A 24,047-nucleotide genomic window follows, 5' to 3' on the forward strand; every position below is an offset into this window, starting at 1 on the left:
AATGAAAAACCCTGCTAATCAATAAATTAGCAGGGTAATGAAGACCGCCAAAAGGCGGTTCGTCGGGGTGGCAGGATGACAACCTTTCCACCTAATTCCTTCAAAAACCGAACTTTAGGGTATTTTTTTAAATCTTGTTCCCGAATTGTTCCCGATTTTCTTGATTTAACTTGTGTTAAATTCTAGGCAAAGATAGACAAACCAAAAATGCAAAACAACTTAAACCCTAATAAATATGCGACATTCCAGAGGTTTTTAAACCATTGAAAATGTGGCAAGTAATCAAATATCCTCCTTGTCCATTCGGAACAACAAACTAGCGGATAGCTCATCCAAAAACTTGGTACGGCTCTTTTTTCTTGCCTTGATTTCAGAGTAGGTCTTATAGAAATCCTTTAGATCAAAATCGAAAATCTCCTGAAACCGGGTAACGATTTCTTTCAATTCAATGTTTCCATTGTTGATAGACCTCGTGTGATTAAGTGCATAGATAAGTTCGACCAAAGCAGCTTTGGAAGATGTCCACTGGAACCCCTTCAAAACGTTTTTCACCTTTGCACCATTACGCCTGTTCAGATTCCTTAATCGTTCCTCTAGGTACTTGATCAATCTTTTATTGGCCAACAGTTTGGCCAAAAGCAAATCGTGGGAGGTACTAAAATCGGGGTCACGATAGTAGTATTTTGAAGTGGTGACATTGAACTTATTGAAATAGGCCCTGGTAAAATAACGGTCATCCAAATACATCCTCCCCTGCTCTATATACTGGTTGAAGTCCATATTGACTGTAAAGAACCTGTTGAGCTTGTTTATCTTCTTGACAACGGCTTGCTTTTGGACCGTCTTATTTCCTTTGGGAAACTGAGCTTCAAATGACCTTAAGTCAGAGAAATAAATCAGATTGGATAAGGGAATCTGCTTGGTCTCTTTAAAAAACTCTATCTCCTGACTTGGGTCTTCGCAACCATTTTCAAGCACCATTTTTTTGAATTTGGACAATAGGTTTCTGCAGAGCACGATGGATAGGTCGGCTTGTTTGATAATGTCCAGTGTCGTTGAATGAATGCTTTCCAGTTCATTCAATAATTCTTGAGCTAGTATTTTCTTTTCCATACATCCCCATTTTGTATAAATTGAATGGCCTATTTATGTAGGGAGGTTGTTTACTTCTATGCATCTTATAACCAATTCATTGAATTCTTTTTTTTAAGAATTTACATCAAGAATTGTGCCTTTATACCAATGTTACAAGTACCTACGCCGTTTAGGAATCAAATATGGACTGTGCTTCCCGATGGATTTTATCAAAGTTTGCCTTTAATTCCTGTTCCGTGATTTGGATAGGTTCTGGAAGTTTTCTCTCAATGACGGGCATTTTAAACCGTACTTTTTTATCCTTACCATCGAAGAATACAACGAACTCTCCCTGTTTTAAACCATAAAAAGCATCAGCGCGTCTTTTGGCGACCTCCTTTTCCCCTTGGGTAATTCTAGTATCAAAATTCAGGGAATGTCCTTTGCTCACGCTTCTGGTCTCTTTCTTTACAATCTCAAAGAACCTTTCGTAATATTTAGCGGTATCAGGGTCGTTTGCCTTGCCAAAAAATTGATATGAAAGATTGCTCAAAATGGCTTTGCTCGCCTTATCGCCATACATCATATCATTCTGTATCTTATCCTGAAGTACGTAAATCGTTATAATATCATAGCTCCTTAAGGTGGCTGGAATGCGATGCATATTCAAGAGTCTTAGCGTTGCAGCCTCTTCCATCAACAGAAAAGAAGAAAGTCGATTGCGTTCGCTCATTTGCTTCGTAATCGAATGTATGATGGTGGCAATCACGGGGGATAACGAAGTTTCCTTTTTAGGGTTGTTGACCACTGAAATTATGGAAGGGGTATCGGTATGGTTGATACCTAACGGCACTTCATCCGCCGATAACACCATAAATATCTTTTTTGTACTTATTTTTTTGAAGGCATTCGCCAAAGTACTTTTCACACCAGCGGTCTGTCGGTCGGAATCCACTCCAGAGATAAAGGCATCCGCCATTGCCTTAGCCGTCACATTGGCGCTTAGAAAATCCACCAGTTCTTCTGTGGTCAGATGTTGGTATAGGGCAATCATATGGGGTATGGTGCAATAATCGGGGTAGTTCTCCTTCAACCGCCAAATCAATCCCCCAATAAGCCCTTCCACGGCATCATTGAAAAATTTTGATGTTCCCGTACTTCCTGATTCTTTTAACTCCAACAGGTTTTCCAGAAGGACACGGGAGATTTCGTGAACACTTTCTTCATCGGGAATATAATGGGGTGCTATAGGGTTTACCCTGTTATATATCGGGTCAAAGGAAATGGTATAAAACTGCCTGTCCGTTTGCGTAAAGATGGGATAGGCCATTTCGGTAATCTCAAAATTCTTGTAATCGTGCATCACCCCACAAAAGCCAAACTTGCTTAAATGGCCGAACAGATTGTACACCACACTTTCGGTCTTTCCGCTTCCAGCCGAACCAATTATCGATATACCGCGACGGATGTTATCCAATTTCAATCGATACCCTTTTGTATCTAAGATGACCCTGTATTTTTCATTGATATTGCTTTTCGTTTCTTCTTCGGCCACAAAAACAAACAATAGAATGGCCGTAAACAAAAGCGGCAATCCTCCATATAAAACCAGCTTTAGAAATTGATGGAAAGGGACATTGTTTTTGAGCAACAATGCAGCCACTATTAAAAGTATCAATACGATATAAAACCCTTTTCTAAGGAATCGGATGAGAAGAACTTCCAGTACCAAAACTGAAACCAAAATCACAATAAAAAGACCTACATTTTCCATAATACTTGTTCTTATCTTATACACCTATAGAGCCTGATTGAATGGCCCTATCCAATCCTTTTTTGAGTTTGTTGAATGCTTTGATGGCGAGTTGCACCTTATTGGTGGGAATGCTTGGAACATTCAGCCCAGCCTTGTGCAACATTGTATAGAAAGCAGATTTTTTGCTTGTCGGTATTCCAATCTTATGCAAGGCCTTTATCGTCAATTCCCGCTCATTGGTTGGCAATTGGGCGACTAGTGCAAAGAACTTTACAGGGTCTTTTCGAAACAGATTTTTGCTACTGTACCTGTCTATAAAGTTCCTATCAAATTGAAAGGTTTGGTCAAATCTTTTCTCGGCAGCATCAAAAAATTTTGTCTTATTAAAACCCTGTTTAACCTCTTTCCCATTCAAAATTGTGGTGTTTTCCTTATGCTGTGTATCTGGGGAAAGGCTATAGGTATTGGTAACATCTTTTCGACTGACGATGATATGGATATGGGTCTGCATTCCTTCTTTTTTCATTCCTTCGGTCAAGATTTTGCCATTAACTTTATAGGGAGCTTCCGCAATCAGTTTATCAATTTCACGCTGTGTTTTTCTGGCACTTCCCTTTAGTTCTCCCCTATTAATTTTAGCAAGGTCGTTCTTAAGTTTTGCAATTCGTTTCCGATAGGGTTCATTGGCCTTCACCTTTTTTTCGAAGCCCCTGTAGGTTCGTTCGTGTTCAATTTTTGCATAGTACTTTATGTCATCTACGGTAACCTTTCTGTCCCTATAAAAAGAAGCTGCATAATCCTTCATCAACTCCCTGGTATACTTGCGAAGCAAGGCAGGGTCATTATTGATATGTTTGAGTTCCTTGGCACTTGGACTCACCACTATGGAATAAAACTTTGGGTCACGTTTTTTCAATTTTTTGGTGTTCCCATCAATCTCAGAGATGACAGTTTCAGGACTGATTTGATTGTTGTTTTGGTCAAAGAAATGCTCCTGTAATTCTGGATGTTTCCCTTCATTTTCCTTTTCCAAGTAGTTGACATAATCGGTCACACTACCGTTATAGGTCTCGAAGTTTTCTCCAATCTTTTGAGGTGTGATATTGATGTGCATTACATATTGTTTTTTAATATTCTTTTGAATTTTTCCAATTCGGATTTGGAGATGTTCAATCGTAAATATTCCTTTCCAAAACTGCCTTTTACCAGCTCCACATTGCCCAAAATATGTCCATAGTCCCTGACTAGATTTTGCATCTTTTCAGATAGTCTTTCGTATCGGATTTTGGGGACGGTGATCTCAATTTCAGCAGCACTATCCGCTTCCTTTTCCAATCGTTTCCTTTCTTTTCTCACAGGCTTTTTGTTCTTTATGTTCTCACCAAAAAGCGAAAGCAGCATTGCATTATTGGGCTTGGTCTGGTTGATTTCTATGTCCCTGATAATGGCAATGGTGGCCTCATTACGTTTGATGGAGGTATCGGTACGTGCTCGGTTCTTAAGTATTTCCTGAACGATACTTTTGGCGAATTTCTGGGATGGATTCAGCCCGTGCCACTCAAAAAAATCCATTATGGATTCCAAACACTCTGAATAGGATTTCGCCATTTTCTTGGAGAATACCCTAAACCTTTTCACGGTGCTTTCCTTAAAGCGTATCGATTTGAATCCGTCCATTGTCACAATATTTTTCCCTGTTTATAGGGCTTCCCATTTGATTTGTCACAATCCCTCAATATTTCCAATATTGAAGAAATCCATATAAACACCTGTGTTTATAGGCCTTTGCGCAGCAAATCAAACTCGTAGCGTCGCTTTAGCGCGCTACCCTCTTGCTATTCCTTTTCGCCCGCATACGGACGAAAAACAATACAAATACCAAGGTATTCGCTGGCTCTTGGTTTGATGTGAAAAGGATTGGTTTTAAGAAAGTTGAAGGAGGGATATTAGCGTATTCTTAGGGGATATTCCTTTTTGTTGAATATGCATCAAAGAAAAAAGGACAGTCGTAAAACTGCCCTTTCAAATTGTCCATCTGTATAGTTTAAATATTGAAAACGTAATCATAGGAATATAGATTACGTTGTGCTTCTTGTTCTAAAACATCGTTGTAATCCGAATTATTTCTTTCGGCAAACTTTTTCAGTTCTTTACCGTATCGGTCCTCAACATCTTTTTTTGAAAGCTGTATCAAGTACTGCTGAGTTTCCTCGTCTAGATTTGTGAAGTTTAAATAAATCATAACCCAAATTTTACAACAGTCCTTCATCTGCAAAACTGAAATATTCCGCATTGGGCGTTATGATAATATGGTCTAAAACCACGATGTCAAAAAAGGCTGTGGCAGCTTTTATCTTATTTGTCAGGCTTTTATCGGATGCGCTTGGGACAAGTGTCCCGCTCGGGTGGTTATGGGTCAAAATAATTCCCACGGCAAGGCTTTTTAATATGACTGCTAGTAATAACCGTAGGTCAACGGGCGTACCTGTAATGCCCCCTTTTGAAAGTTCAAATACCCCCTTGACCTTGTTACCATTGTTCAGTAACAATACCTTAAAACTTTCGTGGGCTTCAATGGTGTCTTTATCCCAATAATCATATATAAAGGTCGCTGCACTTTGTGACCCTTTTATCTTTATCCATTTATCGGATTTTATTCGGTCTTTGTAACTAATCTTTATTTCGTTAACTTGCTCTCTCATTGTTATCTGTATTACGTTAATAATGAAAAAGAGGGCGGAACTTTTGCGGGTGCGCCCTCTTTACTTTTTAAAAAACTACTGCATTTAAGCTACTTTCTCCGTGTTATTCTTACGGTTTGCTGTTCTTCTCGTCCGTGGACTTTTATTTTCTGTAGCGGTTTCTTTTTCACCCTCATTTGGACTTTCCTCTGTTGTTTCTTCCACTTCAATTTCATTGACGGGAACACTTTCATTCTTGGAACCCAACAATAAAATTTCACTGGCCACAATTTCGGTCACATAGCATTTCACACCCATTTCATTCGTATAGCTTCGTGAAATCAATTTCCCCTCAACGGCTATCTCTTTGCCCTTGTGGGTGTACTGTTCGATAATGTCCGCTTTCTTATCCCAAGCGACCACATAATGCCATTGGGTTGACTGTACCTTTTCCCCCTGTGCGTTTCGGTAGTACTCATTGGTTGCCATTGAAAAACGGGCAACCTTATTACCGCTTTCAAGGTTCGTGATTTTTGGCTCATTACCAATGTTTCCGATCAATTGAACTTTGTTTCTTAATGTACTCATAACTTAAAAATTTAAAATATTACTACTTGATTTTGCCTTTTCCATAAGGCTATTAAAACTGATTTACTTATTATATCCAGAGCGTTTTCCTTTTTTTGATTTTTTAACTTTTGTATCGCTTCGGTTTTATTGTTTCTGTATGATTTCATCTTTTTTGTTTTTGATTTACTTCCCATAGAGCCGTCACTGTTACCTTTTTTGATGCTGTTGTAGACTCAATATTTAAAGCGTAGCTGGCGTATAAATAGTGGAGTTAACGAAACGGCTTTATGCCGCCCGCTACGCTTTAAATGTTGTTGTTTTGCTGTCAAAAAAGAAACTGTGATGGAACTGTAATTGGGGAAATAAAAACGGAAATGTCAGAAATACAGAAGCAATAGAAGTGATATAAAAAATTTGTTCAATACAGGTGACCCAAATTCACATTGGGGTCATAAAGGAAAAGTGATTTCAAAATGAAAAAAGTAAATATTGACTATGAGTATCTAACGGCAGACCTATTAAGAAGAGTGGCCGCTGCCTATCCTGATGGTTTTAAGGAGAACGACGTAATTGTGTTTTCGGAAGTTGAAACCGAGTTAGAAGATAGGGTAAAGATAGTGTTGGACAACAAGGTATACCTAGTTAAGAAATCCTTGGTTGAAAACTTGCCCGATACCTTTGATGATGAGTACTTCAAATCCATAGGTGGAGAGCCGGAAGGCAATTGTGACGCAGAATACTGTGAGTCGTAAAAAAGGGCAAAAAAAGGAGTGACCCTTTTTGTGGATTGGGTCAAAAGAAATACAAAGGACGGGTTGGTTGAGCACATTCGAAATCGTTTCTGAACCGTTAAAGTTCAGGATGACAAAGTTTCGACCGAGGTTGGTCTCCAACAGCCCCTCCTTTTAAGAAAGATATAAAAACAACAATTAAATAGTTAAAACAATGTCATTAATTAGATGGAACAATCAAGACGAGGTGTTCCCCTCATTATCATCTTTCTTTGATGACTTTTGGGGACGCGATTTTGTAAGTGGCGTACAAACAGGGACAACTGTACCCGCAGTAAACATTACGGAGAGTACAGAAGCTTTTGATATCGAGGTGGCAGCACCTGGGTTGAAAAAAGAGGATTTTAAAATTAACCTAGAAAACGGTATGCTCACCATATCTTCAGAAAAAAGTGAAGAGAAAGAAAGTGAGGAGAAGAAAGTAACCCGAAAAGAGTTTAGTTTCAGTCGCTTTCAAAGGTCTTTCACATTGCCTGAAAGCGTACAGGCAGATAACATTAATGCTTCTTACAAAGAAGGTGTGTTAAAAATTAAATTGCCAAAGAAGGAAGAGGCCAAAAAACAGCCTCCAAAGCAGATTGAGATTAAATAATGTTTTGGCATTTCATGATGGTTGATTGATGATGGCCGGGATTAAGGTTCCGGCCTTTATATTTTAAGTTGTAACTAAAAAACAGTAAAAAATGATACGATATAAAAGTTCCATTAAAATGGGTAATAAAGAAGAGCTGATAGGCCTTTTGAACCAGCAACTGGCAGATACTTTTGACCTTTACAGCCAGCTGAAACAGGCGCATTGGAACGTTAAGGGAATGGAATTTCATGCCCTTCATAAGTTGTTTGATGAACTTGCGGCAGAGACGCTATCTTTCGTAGATATGATTGCCGAACGAGCCACTGCCTTAGGGGGCGTAGCCCGAGGTACAATTCGAATGGCCTCCAAGCTTACCCGATTGGAGCAAAGCCCCGATTCTTTTGACAATAGTGAATATACAATTACCAAGTTGGTAGAACGGTATGCGCAACTTTGTGAGTCCACAAGAGATAGTATTGATGTAAGTGAATCCTTTGGAGATAAAGCCACAGCAGATTTATTTACTGAAGTTACCAGAGGTCTTGACAAATCTCTTTGGATGTTAGAAGCGCATTTACTTTAAACTAAATCAGGCGCACTCATGGGAAAATCAAAAAATATTAAAAAGAGTTTGGGACAGGCACCGGGCACCATAGTCTACACCGGTACCAAGGAAAGTATCGAGCTGTTTATAGATGTGTTCGATTATGATGTTGACTTCTTTGAGGAGAAGGAACTGGGGACCATTGAGGATTCCTTTCCGTACATTGCTAGTAAACCTGCAACATGGATAAACATCAACGGATTGAACCATGTAGACGCCATTGAAAAGATTGGTTCGCACTGCAACCTGCATCCCTTAATTTTGGAGGATATTGCCAACACGCACCAACGGGCAAAGATTGAAGAATATGACGAATACCTCTTTGTGGTACTCAAAATGCTTCACATCAATTCTGATGGACAACTACACACAGAGCACGTTAGCTTCATATTAGGCGAAGGTTATGTGCTGTCATTCCAAGAAGCAGAGGGAGATGTGTTCGACCCCGTAAGAAACCGGTTAAGAAATGCAAAAGGACGCATTCGTTCCAATGGGGCGGATTATCTGTTATATGCACTTATGGATGCGGCAGTTGATAACTATTTCACACTTATGGAAACCGTGGGTGAAAAGATTGAAACCCTAGAAGATGCACTCTTCGAAGATAAACCCAACGACGATATTGTTTATGAGATACAGCAACTAAAAAAGGAAATTCTTAGGATAAAAAGGGCGGTGTCTCCCTTGCGTGAGGTTGTCAATCGATTGGAAAAAGGCGAACACAGGCTTATTTCTGAAAAGACAGAATTTTATCTTAGAGATTTACATGACCATGTCATTCAAGTTTCTGAAAATGTTGAGATTTATCGTGAAATGATTTGGGGTTTGATGGATATGCACATGACCACCCTAGGGAATAAAATGAACCAGATAATGAAAGTACTGACCATTGTAGCCTCCATTTTTATTCCACTTACGTTTTTGGCGGGTGTCTATGGAATGAATTTCGAGAACATCCCCGAACTAAAATTCAAGTATGGCTATTTCGTACTCTGGGGCATTATGATTCTCATTTTTATTGCCCTGCTCTATTACTTTCGGCGGAAGAAATGGTTATAGGATTCAGCTTATTTTTTGACCAATGTATCAGTATCACCATAAACTGCAGTGATATAATTGCCGGCCAAAAAGGTTTTTGGGTCAATTTTGCTTTGAAGAATTACCCCTTTCAGATTCGATTCTAAGAGCAGTTGAGCAGACTGTATCAATGGAACAGCCGTGGTAATTTGTATGGCACGTAAAAGATGCTTGCCTACCAACTGTGGAAAGATTTGTTTAGCGACCTCTCTTTTGTGGAGTCTTCCCGTTTTATCCCTCCCTTCTACTGTGGCATAAAGTATTACTTGGTCATCTTCGGTATGTGGAATATGTTTTTCCATCTTGCTCTGTAACTTTTCTATGGTGTCCATCTTACTTTCAATATTTTTTAGTTGGTCTTTCACCCAAGTATAGTGTCCAGGGTAGCGCAAGGTCTTATAATCGAGCGTGCCTACTTTTCCAGCCAATGCGTCTGGCAGGTCTGACACACCTCCTGAGGTCAAGTCCTCTTCATAAGTGACACCATTAATAATGAGTGTTGCACTTTCGGATAAAGAAGGCAGGTTTTTTCTTTGATACTTTCTGATTACTACCGCATCCTTAATATACTCGGTAGCCACTCCAACAGGGCTCCAAGTAAATCCATAGTAATGTGGTGGGGTAGCGTGTTTGGTCAATGCGCCTACCCTAAATTTTAGGCTTTCCACTTTTGTAACCCTAAATTCAAGGCAAAACTCTTGAAATAATTTATGTGCTAGCACATTGATGTAACCTGGAGCCAACCCTGTTTGCAAAATAAACCCGGTTTTGGCATCCTTAGCAAAATCTATTATTTGTTGGGTCTCATCAACATACTCGGTAAGGTTGGCATAATGGAGATGGTATGTTTTGGCGTAAGAGGCCATACATGGGGCAAGGCTACCGGGAAGGCAGTCCAATAGGATATCCCCCTGTTTTAAAATTGTTTCTACTTCAGGGCTAAGTATGGCATCACTGAGTTCAAATGTTTGAATGGCACAGGGCTTGTCTGTACCTTTTAGGATCCATTGGGCCATATCCTCTGCATTGGAAAGTGTTCGGTTGCCAATAAAGAGAGTTGGGGTAACCTTGCTCCATTCCACGAGAATAAGCCCTACTGCTTGCGCGATGCCGCCTGCTCCGGCAATGATGATGTTGTGATGTTTGTTCATATACAATGATGTTTAACTACCCTGAACAAAACCTTTTGGGCATAATTGGTTAAGCTACTTTTCCTGCCCCATGAGTCCCGCTGAAACTATAAACTTCATCACTTCGCTGGATGGGATATCAAGGGGCGTTATATTTTCCTTTGGTACTATAAAAAGTTCTCCAGAGATATTGTAAGAGTGCGGAAAGTAGACGGCAACTTTGTTCTTTTGCCCAAGAAAACCTAAATCGTCCTCGGTTATAAAACCTAGTTTTTCAAGCGCATAATGCAGGTTCAGCTTTACCAAAACGGGTTTATTGAACTTCTTTTCCTTTCCAACAAAGGCCGAGAACAAATCGGTCAGGGCAGAATGTACAAAGCGTAACAAGGGAACCTGGTCGATGGTTCTTTTAAAAATGCGTTTCAAAGGTTTGGCAATTATGGTATTGCCCAAAAAGCCAATAAATATTAAGAACAACAATAAGGTCAGAATTCCCAAGCCAGGTATGGTGACGTCAAATACATCCACAATCATCTTTTGCAACAGACTATCCGCAACTATGAAGACTCTGTACAGTATATAAATTATTATGGCCAACGGAGCTATATATAAAATACCTTGAAAAAGGTAGTTGATAATTCGTTTCATTTTAAGGGTCTTTAAATAAAAGCTTATGTGTTTTGGTAAGCAACACCAGTTCTGATTTGTTCCTCCTGGATGCCGAAATTGCTATACTATCTATTGTTTCCATCAATTTTTTATTTATTTCGAGTGGAAACTTTTGAGGATTCTCGTTGAAGTATGTTTTAAAGATTTGGAAAGCTTCTTCAGAACTCACTTTTTCTTTGATAAGAACTCTAAGGGTTTCGTATATGATTTCAGCACTATTAGTACTTTCGAGGGAGACCATCCAATACTTTTCTACATATGCAACAATTTTGCGCTTTTCATCCACGACCATTTTTTTATCGGCCATGGCAATAGAATAGAACAAATAGGCAAGTTTTTTGTAAAATTCCTCGGTATATGATGGTTCAAAAATCATTATTTTCTAATTAAAATGCTATTAAAGAATGCCCACATTTTTGTGGGCATTCTTTACAAGAGTTGAGTTGATGTTACTCCTCAACAGATAAAGAATCTATCTCTTTTTCTGATTCTTTGATTTCATTCTCTTCATCGTTATAACCTTCGTCATCATTAAAGTTCTCGTTTTCATTATCATACTCTTCAGTAATTTCTTCTTCCTTAGGAGTTACTTTTTCGGTTTCTGATTCTGCATTCGGTTCTTCCTTTTTTGTATCTCGACAGGAAGTAAAAGTTAAAGCGAAAAGCAGTACGAAAAATGTCAAAATTCTGTATAGTTTCATTGTATTTAAAATTTAGTTTAATTGTTTTAAAGAAATAATGGTTGTTTTGGTATATTCCAATTCTTCTCCTTCCTCATCTTCCTCCGTTTCGGTGGTTTCCTCATAGGTTACCTCAAATTTTTTCCCTTCCAATTTTTTGGATTTCAGGTCAAATGCCTTTAATACTTCGTCAGTGGCGTAATCAAAGAAGATACTTTCTTCTTCACCTTCACCGTTAATGAATGTGAAACTATAGCTATTACTTGTAAAACCGTCATAGGTTGCAGTAATTGTTACAGGTTCTCCAGAAATTTGCTCATCATCTTGTGCCATAATGGTGTAGCAAGTAAATAAGGCAATCATGGTAAGGCCGAATACTTTTTTTAATTGTTCCATTTTTAATTTTGTTTTGGTGTTATCATCTATTTTTTCCAGTACATATCACATCAAAGCTGGTCTTCTTTATGTGGATTATGTTCAATCCATCATATATGCGATTGTTATATCCTTATGACCCCATACAAGAATTGGGTCACCCTGTTATTTTGTGTTTTTATGCAGTAACGAAACCAAAATACCCAGGAGCAGGGAAACCCCTATAAAACTTAGGGAAAACCATTCAGGAAACTTAAAAAAGTGAATGGTCATTAGTTTGAGGCCTACGAACACCAAAATGGTAAACACACTGTACTTTAGGTATTTAAACTGTTCAAGCATATTGGCCAAAAAGAAGTACATTGACCTAAGACCGAGCACTGCAAAAATATTTGAGGTAAGTACTATAAACGGGTCCGTGGTAACGGCTAAAATTGCGGGGATGCTATCTATGGCAAAAAGTAAATCGGTGGCCTCAATCATTAGCAAGGCAATGAATAGAGGCGTGGCGAACTTGATGCCGTTTTCTACCACAAAAAACTTGTCGCCGTTTTGGGTGTCGCTCACCTTAAACTTTTGGTACAAATAGCTTTTAAACCTGGAAGGTTTCTCGCTATCCCCTTCATCCTTTACCAACATTCTGAATGCGGTAAACAACATCAATACTCCAAAGATGTAGGTAATCCAACTTATTTTTTGGATAAGCAGGATACCTGCCCAAATCATCAGTCCCCGGAAGACAATAGCCCCTAAAATTCCATAGAAAAGTACCTTGTGCTGGTGCTTTAAGGGAATTTTAAAAGAAGCAAATAGCATGGCGATTACAAAAAGATTATCCACACTCAAGGACAATTCTATAAGGTAGCCTGTGATATACTTTATGACCGCTTCCGTAGGGCTTAGGTTATTGATATTCTGTACCAAACCATTGTTGTATAACCAATAAATGACAAGGGCAAAAGACATCGCAAGGGTTATCCATAAAAAGGTCTCTATGGCTGTTTTCTTATGGGTGAACGCAACCCCTTTTCGGTTCAATACAAGCAAGTCGATGAGTAGCATCACTATTATAAACACAATAAAAGCAATCCAGATGACCATTGGTATATATGATTTGATGAAAACTTTAAGGCACTTCCTTCTTTGTTATCTTAGCATTAAAGCTCTACTATTATTATAGATGAAAAGACTACACTCCTCCAGTTGTACTACATCCGAAGGTGTGTAGTCCTCTTTTCTATGACTTTATGACCCTATTTATTTTTTGGGTCACCCTTAGTTTCAAGAGATTATAGACCACTATTAAAAATGTAGCAGTTGCCTGCCCAGACATATTGCTAGCAGACCAACAAAGCCAGAAAGTAAATGTATACAGAGACTACTTTAGGGTTTATAATAGTTGGCGAGTATTGATTTCATAGGTGTTTTCCTATTTTGGATATCTATGCAAATACCCCATAATTCCCTTGAGATAAGTTTTGCTAAGGGTTGTTCGACTGCACCAATTTGATTAAAGGCTAGTGCAAGCTTTTTGTCCCAACCCTTGTGATACTTCAACAAATCATCGGGATAGACCGTCTTTCTTCTCGTCCCTTCATCAATGCCCTTAAATGGTTTGTCCATATTCAAATAGCCATAATCATCGGTAAGTTGTTCCCCGGGTAAAATGTCCCTTATCGCCAATTCAAAATTATAGGCTGTAGTTAAACAATTAGAATTGAAGCTATGATTTACAAACCGACCATTATCCCAACACAGCACCATATTGCCCAAATTGTTCTTAAAGGCATATGTGTCCAAGATTTCTTGGTAAACCGGAGCCATATTTCTTATTTGTGTTGGGGTAAACTCTTGGTCAAATTCGTCCAAAACCCATGTTATGGTACCCATGGGTATAAGCGACTTGGCCACTACGCCATAGCCTATTTCGTCGTTGATGTATTGGATTTCAGTATTGGGATGTATCATTTGAAAATCTTTAAAATGAACATATCTATGACTTCCACCAAAATCAGAATAATAATAATCCACTCCAATCGACTACTTTCCCTGTGGTACATAATGTCCTTAAAAAGTTCAAGATTTTCCTTCACGATATTAAGCTGTTGGTTAATGGTCTGGTAACGGTCTTTAAGGTCAAACTTCTTTTTGAGTTCAACGTTCAACTTGTTAAGGTCTTCATCGTCCCAAGCCACATCTGGAGAGTCAAAAATGTATAGGTTCTCTGAAATCTGGTTCTTCACGTTCAATACTTTACCAATATATTTTTTCAGGGTTCTACCACTAATGTCCAGCTTTCCCTTGGCCTCCAAAAAATTTGTATGTTGTCTGGTATCTTCCAAAAGCTGTTCCGTAATCCCTGCATAGTAGTCCAAGGCTACGGATTGGGATGCATTCAGCATAGTGAGACATATCTTTTCTTGGTTATTGTCGATTAAATAAACACTGTTGAAATCAACCTTTACGGTTTTCGCATCGGTTTTTACTTCAACGGTTTCAACCAAAGAATCTTCTGGAAATTTTGGAATACTGCAAAATGGATATAAGGCTCTTTTAAGCTCTCCTATCTGCGCCAAATCAAGGTTGTGAACGCAAATGGTACCGTACCTAAAAATATAGACAAAGCTCTGCTCCTTATACTTCAGTAAAAGTTCATCTTTGTCAGCAAAGAGTACTTCATCTTTAATGTGCTTTTTACACTCCAATATGTCAATACTGTCAGCAATTTGTAGTGCGGTAATTTTTGTTTTCATTAATTAATGTTCAGCTACACTCTTTTATCTGTGTGAATAGATAAGCCACACTCGTCAAATTGTACTACAACATCCAAAAATGTGCAGCTATCTTTTTGTTACCATATGACCCTATTTATTTTTTGGGTCACCCTAAATTGTAAGAGATTATAAATTACTTTTTCTAAAAAAAGTATGAATCATTTTTTCGGTAGTTGCTATCCAAAAGGGGCTAATGATAAGGGTCAGTGATATGATACTAATCGTAAAGTGATAACTGAACGCTTCGATGATTCCATAGGCAAAGGCCGTTGCTGCCAACAGAAAACTTAATTCCCCAATTTGGGCGAGGTACGCTCCTCCCAAAAATGCATCCTTCCAGTTGCCCGAAAAATAGCGGATGATAAGTGTGTTGAGCATATGGTTGCATAAAAAAACAATTGCAATGGCACTACCTATGGTCCAGATATTATCCTTTATAAAGGCCAAATCTATTTGAAGACCTATGCTAATAAAGAAAAATGAAACAAACAGTATACGGAAAGAGTGTAACGTGTTCTGAATCCAGTGTGCCTCCTTGGTTGCATTGATGAGCATTCCACCGACAAATGCCCCGAGGGCGGCGGAGAGGCCAAAAGTAGAAGTAACAAGAGCCCCGCCAAAACAAAGTAACACCGCTACAAAGAATTGTAGTTCATGGTCTTTCTCTATACGTTTTAGAAAAGGAAAGTGCAAACTTCGTTTAATATAGATATAGGCTAGTAGCCCAATTATCAGTACAGAACCAAAAATCATAAGAACTAAATCCCAGCTTGTCATTTGAGAACCTCCCAATTGGGAAATAATCAGAAGAAGTGGCACAAAGGCAACATCTTGGGCCAAAAGTATACTCAAAACATTTTTTCCCATTTCTGTATCTATGAGCTTTTTGTCCTGCAAAAGTTTTATTACTACGGCCGAACTGCTCAGAGCGACCACAAAGCCCAAAACAACAATACGGGCCGTACCCCAATCAAAATAGGTGCCGATACCAAATATGAGCAGGACGCTTAATGAAAGTTGGGCGATGACACCTAGTACAGCAATTTTCCACTGCTTCACAAAATCCACCAAATTAATTTCCATACCGATAAAGAAAAGTAATAGGATAATGCCCAATTCACCGAGTAAGTGCAAATTATCCATGTTTTCAATGGTTTCCAGATTACTCTGCTTTATTAAGATACCAACCAAGATGTAGCCAATGATATAGGTTTGTTTCATACGCTTTAACAAAAGGCTTATGACTACGATGCCTACGGATATGAGCGCGATTAACGCTATATAAGGGTCTGTGATATTTGCTAGTACCATTAAGAATATTGATAAAGGTTTGCTTTAAGACCTCATTTTAGGGTTAGGGTCACTTTTAAGGGTGACCCAAAAAATAAATAGGGTCGTAACGGGAAAATACATCAGTATGTTTAGAGTGCTATTTCGATATCTATTTTTAGGGGTTGGTCTGTTTGTGTATAGTCAACCGCTATTGGGTCAGGAGATTCCGACGGAATTGATTAAAAAGCGTATTGCATTTTATAAGGAAGATACCAGAGGGACCTATGAGAGCATTCGATGGTTCTGTAAAGATGGTACCATTAGAATGCCCAAAGACCCATGCCCCGATGCTATTGAAGGAATACAACATGCCACCTATAAACCCGAAGTAACAGCTCTTGGGAAATCGAACCATATCTATTTGGGGCAAATTTTGGCCTATACGGACAAAAATGATTTTTGGGATGCCTCCAATGCGCACTCCCGATTAAAACAGTACCAGTTGGGCAGGTATTTGATGCGGGTAGATGATGGCTGGGTCAACCGCAAAGGGCAATACTACCGCGGTGCCATTCAAATTGAGGATGAGGAAGACTGGGGAGTAAAATTCTATACATGGCTATTATCTAAAAATGAAGTGCTTGAAAAGGAATATTACCTGGTTTTTCAATCGCTTAAAGATATTCCACATAAAGGGGACGATGACCTCTCCCAACTCATGCGTGCACAGGCCAAAGCAATTTCGGACCAGTACAAGGCCTTTATGGACCTCAGGGTTAAAATACACAGCAATCCTGAACCCGTCGATGTTGATAATACCATAGAATTCCTAAAGAAAAACAAGTCTAAATTATCCACCTCCCAGAACAAGACTGTGGAAGCGCTTGTTGAAACCATGCGCAAATTCCATGAACCTGTAAATTTTCAAAATCTGGCGAAAAGGATAAACGCCTTGTCAAGCACCAACATTCTAAAACAGGATTTACAACGTTTTACTGCCACAGCTAATAATTCCAACAATCCCAAGCAGTTAATAGGGACATCGGCCAACATGCTTCTAAAGCTAAGGGAAACTGTTACCAAGGAAAAAAGTGCTGCCCAGCGACTGGCCTTAATGGATATTGCCCACCAGTTGGAGGCCATTATTTTTAAACAGTCCCAACTATGGCAGCCTTCAACGCTCGTAGAACTACTGGAAAAGAATTATATGCTTGCCAAGGCGGCGACGGGAGTCGGGCTCGTTGAGCTTTGGGAATGGAAGGCGGTAGAATCCCCTCTAAATCCTACAACTGCCAATAACATTAAACTCTATCAGCTTACGGAAAAAATGGAAGCTGCCCGCGGTGTGTTGGAATGGAGTGCTGGAATGGTAGATGCCGTGTATGGAGATGTAGTTGACACCTATGTGAAGTTTGAACCGCTTGCACATGGATTCATTGATGATAGAATTCGTTCGTCGGTCGCCCTGCCTTTAGGAAAAACAGTGGGTGAATTGGGAACTATCATTGCCAGAGAATCACAGCTAACGAACAAGGTGTTACAGCTCACTAACCAAAGCACCATCCGTGGGTTGAACCCGGGATATGCCTTTGGTGAGTTGGAGGTAGTGGAAGGCAACCACGAAGATATCGAGGTTTCCAATAAAAAAATCTATGTGTTTGAGAAGGCACCTTCCGATTTAAAACCCGTGGCAGGTATTGCTACAGTCGCTGAAGGAAATTTGGTGTCACACGTGCAGCTTCTGGCTAGAAATCTTGCTATTCCCAACATGGTACTGTCCAAAGAAAATCTCGATGCCCTTAAGCCATATAGCGGTAAGAACGTATTCTTTGCAGTCTCGAACAAAGGCAATGTGATATTGAAATTGGAGCAAGACATGACTCGGGAAGAGGCACAACTATTTATCATCACGGAGCGTAAGGAAGAACGCATTGAAGTCCCTGTTGAAGCACTAAAATTATCCGTAAACAGCATTCTTGACCTTCGAAAGGTGAATGCCGATGATTCTGGGGAATTATGTGGTCCCAAGGCCGCCAATTTAGGTCAATTGAAGGCACTTTACCCCGATAAGGTGGTAGAAGGTTTTGTAATACCCTTTGGCATTTTCAAAAACCATATGCAACAACCTATGCCCGGACAAAAAGGCTCGTACTGGGATTTTTTAAATACTGTTTTTGCGGAAGCCGAAAGGCAAAGGAACAATAGAGTTAGCGATAGCGAGATTGAAACCTACCAGCTGCAACAATTGGAGGTTTTGAGGGAGGCCATAAAAAAAATGCCGTTGAAACAGACCTTTGTTCAGGATATCGAAAGCTCGTTTCAAAACATCTTGGGCAAACCCATAGGGAGTGTCCCTGTTTTTTTACGCAGTGACACCAATATGGAAGACCTCAAGGATTTTACAGGGGCAGGGCTCAACCTTACCATTTTCAATGCCCTTCAGAAAGAAAAGGTTCTTCAGGGTATCAAGGACGTATGGGCATCCCCGTACACCGAACGTAGTTTCAAATGGAGGCAAAAATACTTGTTGAACCCAGAAAATGTATACCCGTCCATCCTGGTCATTCCTTCAGTAGATGTAGCGTATTCCGGGGTGTTGATAACCAAAGGGGTGGTGTCGGGAAATGAAGAACAACTGACGATTGCCTTTAGCCGGGGTGCAGGAGGAGCGGTAGATGGGCAAGTAGCGGAATCCTATGTGATGGATACCGAAGGGAACCGGAAATTAACGGCTCCTGCACGTGAAGCCAACTATAAGACCTTACCGGTTTCAGGTGGTACGGGAGTGGGCAGGGCAACTTTTGAAACGCCTATTTTGAACCCTAAAAACCTGCAAGACATAAGTGATTTGGCTATCTCCGTTAGAAAACGTTTTGCCAAAGACACCAAATCAAAGTATAAAGGGGCGTATGATGTTGAACTAGGGTTTAAGGATGATAAGCTCTGGCTTTTCCAAATTCGGCCATTTGTGGAAAATAAAAAAGCCCTTGGGTCAGATTATCTGGAATCCATCACTCCGAAAATTGATAAGAACAAAGTGATTTCACTTACCAAAAGACTGTAAAAAATGAAAAGAATCGGTATCATATTCATCACTTTATTGGTATGCACAGCTTTTACTGTACCTTACCATTATCCCATTGACGGCTACGAAACCACAGGTATCAAACGCTTAAAACGTTTACAATTGGCCAAAGAAGGCAAATTGCCCGATGCCGGGCTTCCTGCAGGGGCCTATAAATCCATCAAGGACATCAAATTGCATCTACTCTCCCGTAAAATGGACAGTACCCCCCAAATTTTAAAAGGTGAAACTGAACTGCAAAAGAAAATAGATGCCGTGTTCCCAAAACTGCACCGGAGTTATTCAATCACCATTTTGGACATTACCAACCCTGACAAGTTACGCTATGCACAGCAGAATGAAACCAGTGGTTACCAACCCGGGAGTGTTGGCAAACTGGTCGTAGCAACAGCCTTGTTTGACCAATTGGCAAAGTTGTATCCGAACTCTTGGGAAAAACGGATTGCATTATTGCGGGATAAAAACGTAGAAGGTGGTAATTGGGTGCTTACCGACGAACATACCATTCCTGTTTTTGATATTACCACAAATAAGTTGGTGAAGCGTCAGGCAGTGGTAAGCGATGTGTTCTCATTGTTCGAATGGGCAGACCATATGTTGTCGGTAAGCAACAATGGCGCGGCAAGTGTTGTATGGCGCGAGGCGTTACTTATAGCTGCGTTTAAGGATAAATACCCAACAATGACCCAAGAAGATGCGGATGCCTATTTTAAAAATACGCCCAAGACTGAAATCACGGACTTGGCAATTTCTGTTGTAAACCAACCGCTGCGCAATTTGGGAATTACCGAGGACGAATGGCGTTTGGGCAGTTTCTTTACCCGTGGGGCAAATCCATATGTGGGGAGTAAAGGAGGAAGTATAGGCTCACCATTGGGGTTGATGAAATGGATGTTGCAACTGGAACAGGGAAAGGTAGTTGATGAAAAATCAAGCCTAGAAATCAAAAGGCTGATGTACATGACCGACAGAAGAATACGTTATGCGCAAGCCCCTGAATTGAAAGAGGCAGCGGTGTACTTTAAATCGGGGAGCCTTTATAAGTGTGATAAAACCAAGGATGCTTCCTGTGGCAAGTACAAAGGCAATGTGTACAACTATATGAACTCCGTAGCCATAGTTGAACATCCAGACGGCACCAACTACATGGTGTGCTTGATGACCAATGTATTGAGTAAAAACTCGGCAGGAGACCATTTGGCCTTGGCCAGCAAAATAGACCGGATGATACGGGAAAATAAATAAGAATGCAGTATTCAACCGATAAGGTAACATATGGCGGTTTGTTGGTTACACTGGGTATTGTCTTTGGTGATATTGGTACCTCACCCTTGTACGTGTTCAGTGCCATCACCGACGGGAAACACTTCGACAGGCAACTCATCATGGGAAGCCTTTCCTGTGTTTTTTGGACCTTGCTGCTTATAGCCACTTTCAAGTACATTTATCTGGCGTTGAATGCAGATAACAAAGGAGAAGGAGGCATTTTTGCCCTATATGCGCTTTTGTCCAAGACAAAGTCAAAATGGATTATTTTTCCGGCCTTAATAGGTTGTGCGGCATTGATTAGTGATGGTTTTATAACCCCTGCCATTTCCATATCATCGGCTGTTGAGGGCATTACACATATTTACGAAGAAGTACCCACATTGCCCATAGTTTGTGCAATTGTAATCATACTGTTTGCAGTCCAACAATTTGGCACACTGCGTATAGGAGGTGTTTTTGGCCCCATAATGTTTCTATGGTTTACCTGCATTGGCATTTTGGGATTGATAAATATTGTAAAGTTTCCTGCGGTCATTGAAGCTATTAATCCAGTTTATGCCTTTAGTTTTCTCACAGAATACCCAAGAGCTATTTGGGTATTGGGAGCTGTTTTTCTCTGTACCACAGGGGCAGAGGCCCTTTATTCAGACTTGGGGCACTGTGGAAAGAAGCACATCCGTTATTCTTGGTATTTTGTACTGACCACTCTTTTGTTGAGTTATTTTGGGCAGGCGGCATTCTGCCTTTCCCTCCCTGTGGACCGTGAAGTGTCCTCTGTTTTCTATGCCTCTGTGCCATATGGTGTTTTACCCTATGTAATTGTTGTGGCAACCGTAGCCGCTATCATCGCAAGTCAGGCTCTTATCACGGGGATATTTACCCTGGTCAACGAAGCTGTCAAATTGAAACTTTGGCCCTATGTGAAGGTAAAGTATCCTGCACTGCTTAAAGGACAGGTATACATACCACAGGTGAACTATTTTTTAATGGCAGGCTGCCTTGCCATCATTTTTTTGTTCAAAAAGGCCTCCAATATGGAGGCTGCTTATGGCATGGCCATTATTGTCAATATGTTGATGACAAGCCTATTGCTGGGCTATCTTTTGTGGACAAACCAAAGAAAGCAATGGGTGATTTTAGCAGGCTTCTTGGTTATAATTGGGGTTGAAATACTATTTTTTGTTTCCAATCTGGGTAAAATATTCCATGGTGGCTGGTTTACACTTTTGGTAGCAACCGTACTATTTACCCTGTTGTACTATTACAAAAAAGCGAGGAACCTGCGCAGTAGTGTCTTGCAGTATAAAAAAGTAGAAACCATACTGCCGTTGTTGAAAAAAGTACAGGGAGATAGTAGTTTGCCTTACTTGGCATCAAACCTAATTTTTCCTGTGCGTTCCTCAAAAAGCAACTTAATTGATGCCGTAGTGGTTCGCTCGCTTTTTTACGGGCAACCCAAAAGGGCAGGTATTTATTGGTTTTTACATCTCGAAATTGACGATGTGCCCCATGGTGCTTCCTATACGTGTGAGACCCTTATCCCCGAAAAAGCTTTTTTTGTCAAGTTGAAGCTGGGCTTCAAAGAACCTCATTTTATTGAGGATACCATGCGAACCATTCATGATGAGTTGACAAGCAACGACGAAATCGTTGGCACCAATGTTTTTTTTAAAGAAACTGAAGCCACAGTGCCTCCGGACTTCAAGTTTGTGCTGGTTCAAACCGTTATTGCAAGCGATAGAAACCTTAAAGTACACGATATGGTTGCGGCGCGTATATATCGGTTTATGAAGACCATTGGGCTTTCCATCAAAAACGACTTTGGGCTGAACAGTGCAGTTACCATAAACGAGGAAATAGGCATTAATGTTTCCAGCGACAGGGAAGTTAAAATAGAAAGAATTAATTGATGGTGGCTTCAATGAACAGGAATTGCCCAAATAAAATTTTGACCCAATGGAATACGCAAGTATGAATTTTATAGAATTGCCTTTCTTTACGAACCTGTTACTTTTGTTGGTTTTGGCAAGGGTGCTGGGAGAATTGGCAGAACGCTTGGGCCAACCTGCCATGATTGGTGAAATACTGGCTGGGATAATGTTGGGGCCTTCTGTTTTCAACCTCATCCACAAAACCGATGAAATAGGCACTATTTCCGAACTTGGCGTTTTCCTACTGGTCATTATTGCTGGGCTTGAGATTCGTCTTGACGATATTTTGAGGTCGCTCAAGGGGAGAAACATTATCATTTCAATTTTGGCCTTTTTTCTGCCGTTTTTCAGCGGACTTGGTGTAGGCTATTTCTTCGGGAAAGAAGCGATGGTAACCGTATTTCTGGGTTTGTGTATTGCCATAACCGCTTTACCTGTTAGCATTCGGATGCTCATGGATATGGGTAAACTGGATTCGGAAATCGGAAAAAAAATTATAACGGTGGCCATTTTTGATGATGTACTCGCGTTGACCATACTTGGACTGATAATCAATATTGAACATACCGACAAATCCTTGACCGCCATTGCCACGGTGGCCTCAATTTCCTTGGTGAAATTGGCATTGTTCCTGCTTCTCTTGGGCATCATTCATTACGCCATGAAGCGGTTGTCAAAAAAAGAGCATTTCATAGAGGAGCAGTTGAACAAACTTGTCAACGGGTTAAAAGCAAAAGAGTCGTTGTACGCGTTGCTGTTTATTTTCATCCTGATTTTTGCGATGATAACTGAATCTTTAGGATTCCACTTTATTATCGGAGCCTTTTTTGCAGCCATGTTGCTTGATGGCAACCTAATTGGAAAAAACCATGTACATGCTTTTGGAAAGACCACCAATGGGATGGCCATGAGCTTTCTTTCCCCAATTTTTTTCGCCGGCATTGGGTTGGAATTCAGTTATGCTTCCATAGCGGATTACGGATTGTTATTTACCGTACTCGCCGTATCCTTTTTCTCAAAAATTGTGGGAGGTTACCTAGGGGGTAAACTTTCCGGATTGGACGGAATGAGTGCATTCACTATTGGAATAGGACTCAATGGCCGTGGTATCATGGAATTGGTAATAGCCAATATTGCCTACACTTCGGGGATGATAAATCTGGAAATATTTTCAATTTTGGTCATTATGGGCATCGTTACCACCCTCACCACACCAATTTTACTCAAATGGAGTTTTGCTCGCCTGGATAAAAGAATGTAAAATCCAAAAACCAGAATTACTTTGAATAGTGACATAGGTATATTCAGTGTATGTCTATTTTCTGGCCCGTAACCATTTGTCCAAAGGTTCAACAATAAGGTTGATGACAATTATCAGCATTGCCGCAAATATGGCTTCCTTCACAAAACCTCCCCCTGCCATACTTCCAATCGCTGCGCTGCACCAAATGGTAGCGGCAGATCCCAACCCCTGAATGTTGGCCCCTTCGCGAAAAATCACCCCAGCGCCCAAAAAACCTACACCGGAGACAATCATGGCGATGATTCGGGTAACGTCCCCATCTTTTTCTGTAATTAGAAGGGACAATAACACAAAAATGGCAGAACCCGTAGATACCAGCATATTGGTTTTGACCCCGGCGGTTTTATTTCGCCATTGTCTTTCAAAACCGATACCAAGCCCCACGGCAACAGCCAAGAGTAGCCTGGTTAAAAAATCAAGTGATGTCATATA

Annotated in this window: 25 protein-coding genes; 8 read left to right on the plus strand and 17 right to left on the minus strand. The window is 40.2% G+C overall.

Features of this window, described 5'->3' with window-relative positions; genetic code table 11:
• Positions 1-282: 282 nt before the first annotated feature.
• From ACRHOZ_RS19390 to ACRHOZ_RS19420, 7 genes are all read right to left on the minus strand, one after another.
• The gene (locus ACRHOZ_RS19390; protein ID WP_431129395.1) at positions 283-1,113 is read right to left on the minus strand and encodes an RteC domain-containing protein; all 831 of its coding nucleotides are present in this window, start codon (positions 1,111-1,113) and stop codon (positions 283-285) included.
• Positions 1,114-1,264: 151 nt separating this feature from the next.
• Positions 1,265-2,848, minus strand: coding sequence for a type IV secretory system conjugative DNA transfer family protein (locus ACRHOZ_RS19395; protein WP_431129398.1), 1,584 nt, complete (start codon positions 2,846-2,848; stop codon positions 1,265-1,267).
• 16 nt (positions 2,849-2,864) lie between these two features.
• Positions 2,865-3,944 (minus strand): MobB family relaxase, encoded by a 1,080-nt coding sequence (gene mobB / locus ACRHOZ_RS19400; RefSeq protein WP_431129401.1) that lies wholly within the window; start codon positions 3,942-3,944, stop codon positions 2,865-2,867.
• A complete protein-coding gene (locus tag ACRHOZ_RS19405; RefSeq protein WP_431129403.1) occupies positions 3,944-4,507 on the minus strand; it encodes a BfmA/BtgA family mobilization protein in 564 nt (187 codons plus the stop codon). Before ACRHOZ_RS19405 ends, mobB begins: the two co-directional genes overlap by 1 nt.
• A gap of 367 nt (positions 4,508-4,874) precedes the next feature.
• A complete protein-coding gene (locus ACRHOZ_RS19410) occupies positions 4,875-5,072 on the minus strand; it encodes a hypothetical protein (protein ID WP_431129406.1) in 198 nt (65 codons plus the stop codon).
• 10 nt (positions 5,073-5,082) lie between these two features.
• Positions 5,083-5,532: a JAB domain-containing protein gene (locus tag ACRHOZ_RS19415; RefSeq protein ID WP_431129409.1), complete on the minus strand. Its 450-nt coding sequence runs from the start codon at positions 5,530-5,532 to the stop codon at positions 5,083-5,085.
• Between the two features lie 84 nt (positions 5,533-5,616).
• Positions 5,617-6,099, minus strand: a complete 483-nt coding sequence (locus ACRHOZ_RS19420; RefSeq protein ID WP_431129412.1) for a single-stranded DNA-binding protein — start codon at positions 6,097-6,099, stop codon at positions 5,617-5,619.
• A 455-nt stretch (positions 6,100-6,554) separates the two neighbouring features.
• Here ACRHOZ_RS19420 and ACRHOZ_RS19425 point away from each other — a divergent pair, with 455 nt between their 5' ends.
• From ACRHOZ_RS19425 to corA, 4 genes are all read left to right on the plus strand, one after another.
• A complete protein-coding gene (locus ACRHOZ_RS19425; RefSeq protein WP_431129415.1) occupies positions 6,555-6,833 on the plus strand; it encodes a hypothetical protein in 279 nt (92 codons plus the stop codon).
• A 193-nt stretch (positions 6,834-7,026) separates the two neighbouring features.
• The gene (locus tag ACRHOZ_RS19430) at positions 7,027-7,464 is read left to right on the plus strand and encodes an Hsp20/alpha crystallin family protein (protein ID WP_431129418.1); all 438 of its coding nucleotides are present in this window, start codon (positions 7,027-7,029) and stop codon (positions 7,462-7,464) included.
• A gap of 91 nt (positions 7,465-7,555) precedes the next feature.
• Positions 7,556-8,029, plus strand: a complete 474-nt coding sequence (gene dps / locus ACRHOZ_RS19435) for a DNA starvation/stationary phase protection protein Dps (protein ID WP_431129421.1) — start codon at positions 7,556-7,558, stop codon at positions 8,027-8,029.
• Between the two features lie 18 nt (positions 8,030-8,047).
• Positions 8,048-9,109, plus strand: a complete 1,062-nt coding sequence (corA, locus tag ACRHOZ_RS19440; RefSeq protein ID WP_431129424.1) for a magnesium/cobalt transporter CorA — start codon at positions 8,048-8,050, stop codon at positions 9,107-9,109.
• Between the two features lie 8 nt (positions 9,110-9,117).
• Here corA and ACRHOZ_RS19445 read toward each other — a convergent pair whose 3' ends face one another.
• The 9 genes from ACRHOZ_RS19445 to ACRHOZ_RS19485 all read right to left on the minus strand — a co-directional run bounded on the left by ACRHOZ_RS19445 (position 9,118) and on the right by ACRHOZ_RS19485 (position 16,066).
• Positions 9,118-10,278, minus strand: coding sequence for a saccharopine dehydrogenase family protein (locus ACRHOZ_RS19445; protein WP_431129427.1), 1,161 nt, complete (start codon positions 10,276-10,278; stop codon positions 9,118-9,120).
• Between the two features lie 54 nt (positions 10,279-10,332).
• Complete coding sequence (locus ACRHOZ_RS19450) at positions 10,333-10,905, minus strand: DUF502 domain-containing protein (protein ID WP_431129430.1); 573 nt, start codon at positions 10,903-10,905, stop codon at positions 10,333-10,335.
• Between the two features lies 1 nt (position 10,906).
• Complete coding sequence (locus tag ACRHOZ_RS19455) at positions 10,907-11,302, minus strand: hypothetical protein (RefSeq protein WP_431129433.1); 396 nt, start codon at positions 11,300-11,302, stop codon at positions 10,907-10,909.
• Between the two features lie 73 nt (positions 11,303-11,375).
• On the minus strand, positions 11,376-11,627 hold the full coding sequence (locus ACRHOZ_RS19460) for a hypothetical protein (protein ID WP_431129436.1): 252 nt from the start codon (positions 11,625-11,627) through the stop codon (positions 11,376-11,378).
• Between the two features lie 12 nt (positions 11,628-11,639).
• Entirely contained in the window at positions 11,640-12,002 is a 363-nt protein-coding gene (locus ACRHOZ_RS19465; RefSeq protein ID WP_431129439.1) for a hypothetical protein, read from the minus strand.
• A gap of 144 nt (positions 12,003-12,146) precedes the next feature.
• On the minus strand, positions 12,147-13,082 hold the full coding sequence (locus ACRHOZ_RS19470; RefSeq protein WP_431129442.1) for a TerC/Alx family metal homeostasis membrane protein: 936 nt from the start codon (positions 13,080-13,082) through the stop codon (positions 12,147-12,149).
• A gap of 282 nt (positions 13,083-13,364) precedes the next feature.
• A complete protein-coding gene (locus ACRHOZ_RS19475) occupies positions 13,365-13,949 on the minus strand; it encodes an SET domain-containing protein (RefSeq protein ID WP_431129445.1) in 585 nt (194 codons plus the stop codon).
• Positions 13,946-14,734, minus strand: a complete 789-nt coding sequence (locus ACRHOZ_RS19480; protein WP_431129448.1) for an RMD1 family protein — start codon at positions 14,732-14,734, stop codon at positions 13,946-13,948. Before ACRHOZ_RS19480 ends, ACRHOZ_RS19475 begins: the two co-directional genes overlap by 4 nt.
• Before the next feature lie 147 nt (positions 14,735-14,881).
• Complete coding sequence (locus ACRHOZ_RS19485; RefSeq protein WP_431129451.1) at positions 14,882-16,066, minus strand: cation:proton antiporter; 1,185 nt, start codon at positions 16,064-16,066, stop codon at positions 14,882-14,884.
• A gap of 106 nt (positions 16,067-16,172) precedes the next feature.
• Between ACRHOZ_RS19485 and ACRHOZ_RS19490 the strand changes: the two genes are divergently transcribed.
• From ACRHOZ_RS19490 to ACRHOZ_RS19505, 4 genes are read left to right on the plus strand one after another with little or no spacing between them, the layout of a single operon-like run.
• Entirely contained in the window at positions 16,173-19,091 is a 2,919-nt protein-coding gene (locus ACRHOZ_RS19490; RefSeq protein WP_431129454.1) for a PEP/pyruvate-binding domain-containing protein, read from the plus strand.
• Between the two features lie 3 nt (positions 19,092-19,094).
• Entirely contained in the window at positions 19,095-20,357 is a 1,263-nt protein-coding gene (locus tag ACRHOZ_RS19495) for a serine hydrolase (protein WP_431129457.1), read from the plus strand.
• Positions 20,358-20,359: 2 nt separating this feature from the next.
• On the plus strand, positions 20,360-22,291 hold the full coding sequence (locus ACRHOZ_RS19500) for a KUP/HAK/KT family potassium transporter (protein WP_431129460.1): 1,932 nt from the start codon (positions 20,360-20,362) through the stop codon (positions 22,289-22,291).
• A gap of 46 nt (positions 22,292-22,337) precedes the next feature.
• Positions 22,338-23,573, plus strand: coding sequence for a cation:proton antiporter (locus ACRHOZ_RS19505; RefSeq protein WP_431129463.1), 1,236 nt, complete (start codon positions 22,338-22,340; stop codon positions 23,571-23,573).
• Positions 23,574-23,627: 54 nt separating this feature from the next.
• On the opposite strand, the gene ACRHOZ_RS19510 is transcribed toward ACRHOZ_RS19505, so the two are convergent.
• A complete protein-coding gene (locus tag ACRHOZ_RS19510) occupies positions 23,628-24,044 on the minus strand; it encodes an MgtC/SapB family protein (protein WP_431129466.1) in 417 nt (138 codons plus the stop codon).
• Between the last annotated feature and the right edge of the window lie 3 nt (positions 24,045-24,047).

Origin of the sequence: Flagellimonas flava, assembly GCF_050617915.1 — a bacterium.
In the GTDB taxonomy this organism is placed as follows: Bacteria; Bacteroidota; Bacteroidia; order Flavobacteriales; family Flavobacteriaceae; genus Flagellimonas; species Flagellimonas flava_A.